The following is a 10618-nucleotide window of genomic DNA, read 5'->3' on the forward strand; positions in this document are numbered from 1 at the left end:
GGATATTTCAAAGACCGCCAGTGATCTGCACGTGCCCGCATGGCCTTTTCCAGAAGCCCGGCCTGCAAAACAAGGCCTTCATCTTTCAGGTCCCTCAAAATCAGCAAAAATACCGTCCCTTCCATTTGACCAAACTCAACATAAGTTGGGGCAAGCGACACCATAGCCATCGACGTATGAAAAGCCAGGTCCAGATACCATTTCCAATCCTTTCCGGTCACTAATCCCCGATGGTTACGGGCCAAACGGTACAAGACCCAGTCTGCCGCAGCTACATGCGGATAATTGTAAGACCGACCGACATCGTTAGCTGCCTTATGACTCCAGGCTGCCCAGGTTTTATAATTAATATCCGGACTGTACGTCCCTGCAGGAACCGAATCTGGCTGGTAATAAAACAGGCTCTTCTTTACACCATATTTTTCGGGGCCATCTTTAACCTGCAGCCCACCCCAAAGAGTACTGTCTGCAAAACGCTGCAGTTTACGGATTTCAATTGCATTAGGTTGCACCAGTTGTTTCATCATCGCACCCAACCAACCACCTGCACCTCCTTCATCACTCAGTCCGGAAATCCAAACCCGGCTATCCTGTTTCACCTGCTCCTTCTTTTCATAATCATAACTGATTACAGAAGGGCTTCGCTTAAACAGATCACGAGGTTCTTCAAACCACTGTTCCCGGGTTAAAAAACGTCCATAATATGCAACTAACTCTGTTTCAGGTTTAATCACCTTATAACTGATGGTCTGTTCCAACCCATCCTGATAGGTCAGAGTTAGACGGGCATTACCCCATCTCTTTCCCTTCACCTCATAAGTGGCCCAGCCCTCAGCAGAAATACCTGTCCGTTGCCACTGAAGTGCCCCTTCCGGCATCACTTTGATCTCTTTGATCTGAGCTGGGTATTTAAGAAATAATTTTGCATTCACATCCATTGGCAGAATATAACCCGGTACACCAATGGCAACAGGTCTATGCTCTTGCACTAGTCTAGCTTCAATTCCTCCAATAGAATCTGCGAGTATAAATTTAAGTCCATAAACCCTGGCTTCCCCAGCTTTTAGCACAACAGAACGAGCTTCGTTCCACTGTTCTGCCCCTTTCCAATCCTGCTCCGTCCTTGCTTTGCTGTAAACCATCCATTCATGGAAGCCCTCAAAAGCAATTCCCCTGGGGGTTGGATCATCTAACAAAGGACTATAGGCTTCCAGTGGTGTCTTTCCATAAGGAAGCACCAGCATAACCGGACCTTTCCCAGTTAGACGAGTAACCTGCACATATCCCGCGTCCCGGCCAATATAGGGATCATAGAATACATTGCCCGCATGAGTTTCTTCCAGTGATTTCCCATCCAGAATATTATTAAATACCATCGGAATACCCAATGCACCCAACTCAACCGGGCCTGCACTGGTATTGCTGATCCTGAAAAGCAAGACCAGACTATTTTGATCCTTTATCCAGTATCGTCTCACATTTAAGGGCAGATTTTGGGCCAAAGTAGCTGAAAGGTCTGCAGCAGCAAGAGTGTCTCCCAGTGCGGTTAAGGTTTTAATTTCATGACGCTGGCTTGCGGTGGAAAACTTTTGCCAGGAAAGAGAAGCTTTTGTTCTCAATTGCAGATTGAGGTCTCCAAGATGATAAAACCCATCCTTTCCTCTCTTTTCCAGCCAGTCTGCCGGTGTATAATCAAAACCAACCTCGCCTTCAGGCTGCAGTCCTGCTGTGGTTTGAGAAGATTTAACAAGTTTAAGCCGGAAAGGACCTGCCTTAAGATCCATTATTCCCGGTTTCAAGTCCAGGGTAGTCGGCCTTGTGGCAATTTCCTTCCATCGATCCTGGGCTTTGCCGGAGAAACAGATGGCGCCTTGCAACAATACGAATACAATTATTTTAGGTTTTAGGGGCATAATTTTGAGGTTTGGATGAAACAAGCAAATCAAACCTAAAAGTAGGTGCCTGCCTGGCCAATATTTCACCATAAATTGCCTGATTATAGCCTATTTTTATCACATAGCAACAAAGACCTCCCTCATCCAGCCTATAATTAAGCCTATTTTAGTCAAAAAAACAAAAACCGGGTTAATTTTCGTAAAGTTTGGATCAATTCAGAGCCAGAGAATTTAAACAGGAATGTCGATGTTTGATCAGATGACCTGTTTGTTTAGACCAAATTTGATTTGATAAAATGAAGACACCTTTCCTGTTCAAAACCGCTGTGACCAGTTTCGCCCTGCTTATACTCTGCCATGAGGTAAAAGCACAACATACAAAAATCTATAGCCATGCTGATACCCTCCGAGGAAGTGTGACACCTGAACGTTCCTGGTGGAATGTCCAGCGCTATGATATCAGTGTTAAGCCGGATTATACAGCAAAAACAATTGAAGGAAAGAACATCATCACTTATCTTGTCACGGCAAATCCAGGCAGCAAACGCATGCAAATTGACCTGAAAGCCCCGCTTTCCATTGACAGCATTTTATTAAACGGATCAAAAAAAATTAATTTTACCCAGGATGGTGACTCCTGGCTGGTGGATGTACCTGATCAGAAAAAGGCCAGCATCCAAAAAATAGAGATCTTTTATCATGGTAAAGTACATGAAGCCATTCGTGCACCCTGGGATGGTGGATGGATCTTTACTAAAGACGCACAGGGCCGTCCCTGGATGACTGTGGCCTGCCAGGGTGCTGCAGGAGCCTCTATTTGGTATCCATGTAAAGATCATCAAAGTGACGAACCCGATAAAGGCGCTTCTTTAACCATGACCGTTCCGGACAGTCTAATTGCGGTGGCCAATGGCCGGCTGGCTTTTAAAAAGAACAATGGTAATGGCACAACCAGTTATAAATGGGTAGTGGTTAATCCGATCAATAATTACTGCCTGATTCCTTATATTGGAAAATATGTCAACTTTACGGAGGTCTATCCCGGAGCAAAAGGAAAGCTGGACCTGAGTTACTGGGTGCTGGATTATAACTTGCAAAAAGCCAAATCCTATATGCCTGCAGAAGTAAAATATATGCTTAAGAGTTTTGAATACTGGATGGGTCCCTACCCTTTTTACGAAGATGGTTACAAACTTATTGATGCTCCACATTCAGGTATGGAACATCAAAGCGCGGTGGCTTATGGCAATAAGTACCAACCCGGATATGGCGGAAGGGACGCGTCAGGAACAGGCTGGGGTATGAAATGGGATTTCATTATTGTGCATGAAAGCGGACATGAGTGGTTCGGCAACAACATTACCACAAAAGACCTTGCAGACATGTGGGTACATGAAGGCTTTACCAATTATAGTGAAACCTTGTATACAGAATATCGTTTTGGAAAAGAAGCTGGAAATGCCTACAACTATGGCATTAGAAAAGGTATCCGCAACGACCAGCCCATTATTCCAGCATACAATGTCAACGCACAGGGCAGCGGGGACATGTACCCTAAAGGGGCCAATATGATCCATACCATTCGCCATAGTATAGACAATGACCTATTGTTCCGCAACATCATCCGCGGCTTGAATAAAACCTTCTATCATCAAACCGTTACCTCTAAAGAAATAGAGAACTATTTGTCTAACCAGGCAGGTTACGATTACAGTAAGGTCTATGATCAATATTTAAGGACCACACAAATCCCGGAACTGGAACTCCGTTTCAACCTGGCAAAAAATGAAGTGGCTTATCGCTGGCGCAACTGTATAAAAGGTTTTAACCTTCCCTTGGTTTTAAAACGGAAAGAGCTTCGTGTGAAGCTCTTTCCATCAGAACAATTTCAGACCCGAACTTTAAAAGCCGGCGAGGTCTCCTTATTTGAAACAGCAAACATAGAAAAGTCCTATTATGTCAGCGTTAAAGCCGAACAGATCTGATCTTACATTTTCTTAAACCAAATCGCCGTTCCTGCGCCATTAAACCCACTCATTACGATGGTGGATTGTTTTTTATTTTCCCAGTCGCGTTCCCTGGAAACATGCAATTTATCTACAAATAAACCACCTGCCCAGCGCAGTTCCAACCAGGGTGCATTATAGGCCCAGGTATTATTGGCATCTCCGTTTATCTTTCCATCGGCATTCAGTGTGGTTTTACCAGCAACAGAATACTGAGGATCGGTTTGCTCTGCACCATAGCCTGGAACAGTGACATAACCCAAAACGATCTGCTCATAATCTCCGTTGATCTGTTCCTTACTTACTGCATCATCAGGTACATTGGCATAACGTTCGGGAGAAACCGATGGCCAGCCTTCAGGTGTCCAGAAAATCTTGCGGACATGCAAAACCATAAAGTTCAGATCTACACCTGGTCTGCCCTGGGTAGCAATATAATATTGTCCTTTGTCCTGAAATACCGCAGGATGGGAAACGCCCGCCCAGCCACCATGACCCATAAATTTATAAGGTGCAAGGATCATTGGTCCATGGTCTTCCTGCAGGTCTGCACTCCGGCCGTTCCAATCCAGAAAAGGTCCTGTTGGACTTGCAGAGCGAAATACCCTGACATTGTATTTGGTCGCCAGCCAGTCGTAGGCTACAAACAAGTAATACATTTTTTGTTCTGCATTGTAGATTACTTCCGGACCTTCCAGGTTCCCATTGTAATTGCCACCGGTTCTGCCCCGCCTTACAATACGTTTTCCTCGGTCACCTGCTATATTGGCCAATCCGGTTGCCGGGTTCAGCTGTACCTGGAAGAGGCCGTCCCAGGAAGATCCATAGATCATATACTGTTCTCCCGCAGGGGTAACCATAACTGTAGGATCTATAGCATTAGTTCCGGCTCCTGCAGTTACGGAACTTACAGCAATTCCCTTTTCTGTCCAGGGCCCTTCCGGAGAGGAGGCGGTAGCCAGTCCTATACAGCTGATGCGGAATCCCGTAGAAGCCAGCGAATAATACAACCGGTATTCTGATCCTACTTTTAAAATATAAGGTGCCCAAAGCCCGTCATTGGAGGTCGCTCCGTTTTGCTTGATGTAATTATTGCCCATATTGGGTATGCCACCAAACACCCAGCCTACAAATTGCCAGTTCACTAGATCTTTTGATTTGCGGATCTGGATACCTGGCCGCACCGCAATGCCATATCCGGCATCTGTACTGTAACAGTAAAACCAGTCGCCACTTTTAAAAATAGATGGGTCATGTACATTATATACCCCCCACATATAACTGTACTGAGCAGCCGCGACATCGGCATAAGTATCGTTGATGGTGTTGATGTTAAAAGCCACATCTGCATGGGCGGGAACAGTATTTCCCAGCTTATCAAAAGCATTTTCTTTTTTACAGGCATAAAACGGCAGCGCAAGCGCGATGCCCAGCCAGAACATTGTTGGTTTGAATAGGTTCATATCGGTTTGGTTATTGGAGGTGATCAGTGGTGTTCTGGTACGGCTGGCCAACCGTCCGACCATTGGAGTTTTTCTATCCGGAGTTTCGGTATGCCATGGTCTGTGGCATCATAGGCATGAAAGATCAGATAATCTGTTCCTTCAAACCGAACAACTGCATTATGACCTGTTCCATGCCAATGTTCATCCCCCTGAAGGAGCAGGCTTCCACCACCTTTGGTCATCGCGATGCCAGATTTGTCAAGATATGGGCCCTTAATAGATTTCGAACGGCCCACAATCATTTTATAAGTACTTTTAACCCCTTTACAGCAATAGTCTATAGAGGCAAACAAATAATAATATCCGTTCTTTTTAAACAAAAAAGGTGCTTCAATGGCATTTCCCCCTGCGTCTGCAGGATTACCATCTACCGCCGGAGGATTGGGCGATCCCGGATCCCTTTTCCGGCTGGCAATGGTTTGAATCTGGTTCAGGTCTTCATCCACCTGCAAAAAACCTTTTTGCAGTTTTACCAATTTTATACCATCCCAGAAGGAGCCAAAAACCATCCATGGGATTCCGTGGGTATTAGTAATCACATTGGGATCTATAGCATTCCAATTGGTTTTGCCAGGATAAGATTGCAGGATCTTGCCCTGATCTGTCCATTTAAAATCCGGAGATAAGGGATCTAACGTGCTATTGGTGGCCACACCAATAGCAGACGTATTTTTGCCAAAAGCGGAAACAGAATAATACAGGTAATAAGTTCCCTTTTTAAAAAAGATATCCGGTGCCCAGATATGTCCTTTAAACCCGGGAATAGTCTGTACCGCCCATTCCGGTGCATTTGGGAACACTGGTTTTTCAGCCTTCCAGTTTTTTCTGTCTTTAGAACTCCAAACGTTAATACCCCAGCCTGTAGCGAACAGATAATAGGTGTCTTTTTGTTTGATCATCACCGGATCGTGTACCGAAATATCAGTTTTATATTCCTGGGCACTGATACGAATACCAGGGAATAAGATCAAAAAAAGCATTGCGTATCTGGTCATGATTTCATTTTTATGCGGATCACACTAAATGAATAAGGCTTCAATTGCAGGGAAAGACGATTGTTCTTTACCGTCAGACTCTGCTCTTTCGGGCTCACGTTTACCGCATTACTAAAAGTATTGACGGCATCCAGATTCTGATTTTGCAACAAGATCAAGCGACCTTTTGCTTCCAATTTTTGACCTCCGACAATATTAATCTCTCTGTTATTGGCCGATGAAGAGGCATTGATAACCTTTATAATCAGTTCCTTCGTTTTTTTATCGATCACCGCAGAAGCATAGATGCTGTCTTGTCCGGCAAGGATCTGGTTGTCTTCGAGGATACTCACTACGTCTGTTCCCTTGTTCAGGGAATACAGCTGCTGTACATAATAATTCGGTGTACCATATACCCTAAGGTTGTCTACCCAGATCATGTCCGGAGTCCACTGCCAACCTTCTGCATGCGCAAACAAAGGTGCGTAAGAAGCCATGTGAACCACTGCTGCGTTCCTTTCCAAACCTGTTAGAAATGCGGCTTCTGCAATAGCACATTTCCAATTGTTCTTATTGGTAGGTTTGGCAGTACCGTCACTTTGCGCAGCATACTCGCCGGCGAAAACTTTAGAGCCGTTGCGGTCATAATTGTCGTAGCGTTTTGCATTCTGCAGAAACCATTCTGGAGATCGATAGTAATGTTCGTCGATAATATCGGCTTTCACTTTTCTGAGCGATTGGTTCAGAAGGTCGAAACGTTCGCCATTGGGGTCTGTCCCCGAGCTGTTGACCAGTTTAATTTCCGGGTATTTACTTTTCACTGCTTTGGTAAACAAGGCCAGGCGCTCCAAATACTGGGGCCCCCAGTTCTCATTACCAATACCCATCATTTTTAAACGGAACGGCTCGGGGTGACCCATTTCGGCTCTAACCTTTCCCCAGGTGGTATTAACATCACCATTGGCAAATTCGATCAGGTCCAGCGCATCCTGTATATAAGGATCCAGTTCATCCAACGGAACCAGCTCTGCAGTATTGAACTGACAGGCCATGCCACAGTTTAGGATTGGCAGAGGTTCTGCTCCTATGTCTTCAGAAAGCTGGAAATATTCATAAAATCCAAGGCCAAAGGTCTGGTAATAATCTGGTGACGGCCGATGGGCAAATTCAGTGTTCCAACGATTCACCATCAGTTTACGGTTCTCTACTGGTCCAATGGTTTTTTTCCATTGGTAGCGGGTAGAAAGCTCATGTCCTTCTACAACACATCCCCCGGGGAAACGGATAAAACCGGGTTTCATATCGGCCAACATTTGTACCATATCTCCTCTCAAACCACCTTTTCTCTTTTTCCAGGTATCACCTGGGAACAAGGAAATCTGGTCCAGATCTATTTGCCCTGCGCCTTCAAACCAAAGCTTAAATTTGGCTTTGTTCAGCGTTTCAGAGGCGAAAAAACTCAGGGATTGTTTCCTCCACTGCTTGTCTTGGCTTTCAGGTATCAATATACCCGCACCGATCACCCGTCCGGTACTGTCGATCAGTTCAGCATGTAATTTAAGGCCCGGACTGGCATTTCTGTAGTAAATAGAAAAGTCGTAGTTCAAACCTTTTTTAACTCCTATCCCTTTAAAACCTTCATTGGTCAGGCTGAGATCAACTTTGTTAGTCCCCCTGGAGAGAACTCTTAAAAACCGGGGGTTATTGGTATCTGTTTCCCCTTTGTTCAGCACTAATACATCACCTTCCTGCTTTTTTTGCCCCTGAACCGTCCAGCCCATCAAGGGTTTGTAGAATTCGAAAGAACGGTTCTTGATCAATTCCGCATAGATACCTCCATCGGCCCCCATATTGATGTCTTCAAAAAATACTCCCCACATTTCAGGTTGTACATGGGCCGTGATCTGGTCTGGGTTTACCTCAATGGTTTTACTTTTTTGTGCCTGTGCATGGAATAGTAGACTACATGCGGCTATGGTCGTGATTAAATATCGTTTCAACATATTATTTTCCTTTTAACCCTTCGGTTGTCATTTTGATGCGTTTTATGGTACCATCTGCGTAGTAAAACAGTTCATCTATACAAACTGATCTTCGGTAACTTCCTCCTGCTGTTGGAATGGAACCGTTATGGTAAATAAAATAGGACTTACCTTTATAATCAATGATGGACTGGTGATTGGTATTGGAATTTCCGGCCACTTCATTCAAAATACCTTTAAACTCCCAGGGACCAGTTACTGAACGACTCATAGCATAGGCGATCTTTTCAGGAAACTGGTAAGCATAAGACAAATAGTACCAGCCTTTACGTTTATGAAGCCAGGGGGCTTCTGTAAATCCCGGCAAATCAACTTTATGGATCGGGCCGTCTTGTTCAGTCATATTTGCTTTGAGTTTAATGTAATAACATTGACTATTGCCCCAATAAAGGTAAGCCTGTCCATCGTCATCAATAAAAACAGTTGGGTCAATATCATCCCAGCTAATCTTCACATCTGTGGTCATATCATTGGTAATTAACGCTGTACCTCTGGCATCTTTAAAAGGACCAATTGGACTATCGGCAACCGCAACACCAATGGCTTTCCCAGAAATACTGCCATGCTCAACAGCTGCATACCAATAGAATTTTCCGTTTTTCTCGATCACCTGGGAGGCCCAGGCATCGCCTTTTGCCCAGGAAAAATCCCGAGCTTTCAGCGGCGAGGGATGTTCTTCCCAGTCAATCAGATTGGAAGAAGAATAGACCAGCCATTCATTCATCAGGTAGCGTTCCTGTCCGGCAGGTGCTTCATCATGGCCGGTATACAGATAGACCTTATCTTTATAGACCAGAGCTGCCGGATCTGCCGTGTATTTGTCTTTAATAATCGGGTTGCCTTCCACAACCTTAACAGACTGTGCACGGCTACTGAATGCAGACAGGAAACACAGCGTCAAACAGGCATTAGGTAAAACGAAGGTTTTGAAGATCTTTCTCATCATGCTTTTAGTTAAGTTCAAGTACAGCTAAGGAAAAAGGAGGTAATTTCACCTTTAATTTCCCATCTTTCAGTACGGCACCTTTAAAGGGAATAGCTTTAACATAATCCGGCTTCTCAAAGGTATTGTGATCGTCTATTTTAGAAGAAGTCAGTATCCTGCCGCTTACGGTTTTAAATTTCGCGCCATCGATATCAATTTCAATTTCTTCAGTTTTGCTGCTGTTGATGTTCACCACAGAAACATGTGTTAGGCCGGTTGCATTTTTGGAGGCAGAGATAGATATCGAGGGCAGTTTTTCCTGTCCAAATACATAATCATCTGTTTTTACTTCTACCGGAAGCAGAGTCGCATCCTGATGTACTTTGTACATTTCCATAACGTGATAGGTTGGCGAAAGCAGCATTTTTTCTTTGTTGGTTAAAATAACCGCTTGCAGCACATTGACGCACTGGGCCAGATTGGCAATCTTCACCCGGTCGCTGTGATTGTTAAAGATGTTTAAAGTAACTCCTGCGATCATGGCATCGCGCATGGTGTTCTGCTGGTACAAAAATCCAGGATTGGTTCCTTTTTCTACTTCAAACCATCCACCCCATTCATCAACCACCAGGGCAATCTTTTTCTTTGGATCGTATTTATCCATAATGGTGGTATGTTTAGTAATCAGTTCCTCCATCCTTAAGGCCGTTTTCATAGTCTCAAAATATTGTTGTTCTGTGAAACCGGTAGCGGGGCCTTTTTTCTCCCAACTCGGAAAGGAATAATGGTGCAGGGCAATACCGTCCATCATTTGTAAGGGAATACCTTTCATTAAGGTTTCTGTCCAGTGGTAATCGTCTACGTTAGCTCCGGAAGCGATTTTAAACAGATTTCTACCTTCCATAAAGGTGGCATATCTGCGGTATTCACCTACATAATATTCAGGCGTCATATTCCCCCCGCAGCCCCAGGCTTCATTTCCTACACCCCAGAATTTCACATTCCATGGCTTGGTCTGTCCGTTCTTTACCCGCAGGTCGGACATCGGGCTTTTTCCTTCAAAATTCACATACTGTACCCAGTCTGCAAGCTCCTGAACAGTCCCGCTTCCGGTATTACCAGCCAGATAAGCTTCAGTCCCCAACAGTTTGCACATGTTCAGAAAATCATGAGTACCAAAACTGTTGTCTTCTGTTACTCCGCCCCACATGGTATTGACGATAGATGGCCGCTGCTCTTTTGGCCCAATACCATCTTTCCAGTGGTAGCGA

General features: G+C 44.6%; 7 protein-coding genes. 1 reads left to right on the forward strand and 6 read right to left on the reverse strand.

Features of this window, described 5'->3' with window-relative positions; genetic code table 11:
• A partial coding sequence (locus tag VNZ46_RS27500) for a DUF5695 domain-containing protein (protein ID WP_325564591.1) occupies positions 1 to 1913 on the reverse strand: 1913 nt, incomplete at its 3' end.
• A 278-nt stretch (positions 1914 to 2191) separates the two neighbouring features.
• On the opposite strand from VNZ46_RS27500, the gene VNZ46_RS27505 reads away from it, so the two are divergent.
• Positions 2192 to 3880 carry a M1 family metallopeptidase gene (locus VNZ46_RS27505; RefSeq protein WP_325564593.1) on the forward strand — a complete coding sequence of 563 codons (1689 nt, stop codon included), beginning with the start codon at positions 2192 to 2194 and terminating at the stop codon, positions 3878 to 3880.
• Between the two features lie 2 nt (positions 3881 to 3882).
• Here VNZ46_RS27505 and VNZ46_RS27510 read toward each other — a convergent pair whose 3' ends face one another.
• From VNZ46_RS27510 to VNZ46_RS27530, 5 genes are all read right to left on the reverse strand, one after another.
• A complete protein-coding gene (locus tag VNZ46_RS27510; RefSeq protein ID WP_325564595.1) occupies positions 3883 to 5427 on the reverse strand; it encodes an arabinan endo-1,5-alpha-L-arabinosidase in 1545 nt (514 codons plus the stop codon).
• The gene (locus VNZ46_RS27515; protein WP_325564597.1) at positions 5388 to 6401 is read right to left on the reverse strand and encodes a family 43 glycosylhydrolase; all 1014 of its coding nucleotides are present in this window, start codon (positions 6399 to 6401) and stop codon (positions 5388 to 5390) included. Before VNZ46_RS27515 ends, VNZ46_RS27510 begins: the two co-directional genes overlap by 40 nt.
• Positions 6398 to 8383 (reverse strand): alpha-L-arabinofuranosidase C-terminal domain-containing protein, encoded by a 1986-nt coding sequence (locus tag VNZ46_RS27520; protein ID WP_325564599.1) that lies wholly within the window; start codon positions 8381 to 8383, stop codon positions 6398 to 6400. The genes VNZ46_RS27515 and VNZ46_RS27520 overlap by 4 nt, the downstream gene beginning before the upstream one ends.
• 1 nt (position 8384) lies before the next feature.
• Positions 8385 to 9368, reverse strand: a complete 984-nt coding sequence (locus tag VNZ46_RS27525; RefSeq protein ID WP_325564601.1) for a glycoside hydrolase family 43 protein — start codon at positions 9366 to 9368, stop codon at positions 8385 to 8387.
• Positions 9369 to 9372: 4 nt separating this feature from the next.
• The coding region (locus VNZ46_RS27530) for an alpha-N-arabinofuranosidase (protein ID WP_325564603.1) at positions 9373 to 10618 on the reverse strand (1246 nt) is incomplete at its 5' end.

Source organism: Pedobacter sp. (genome assembly GCF_035566355.1).
GTDB lineage: Bacteria > Bacteroidota > Bacteroidia > Sphingobacteriales > Sphingobacteriaceae > Pedobacter.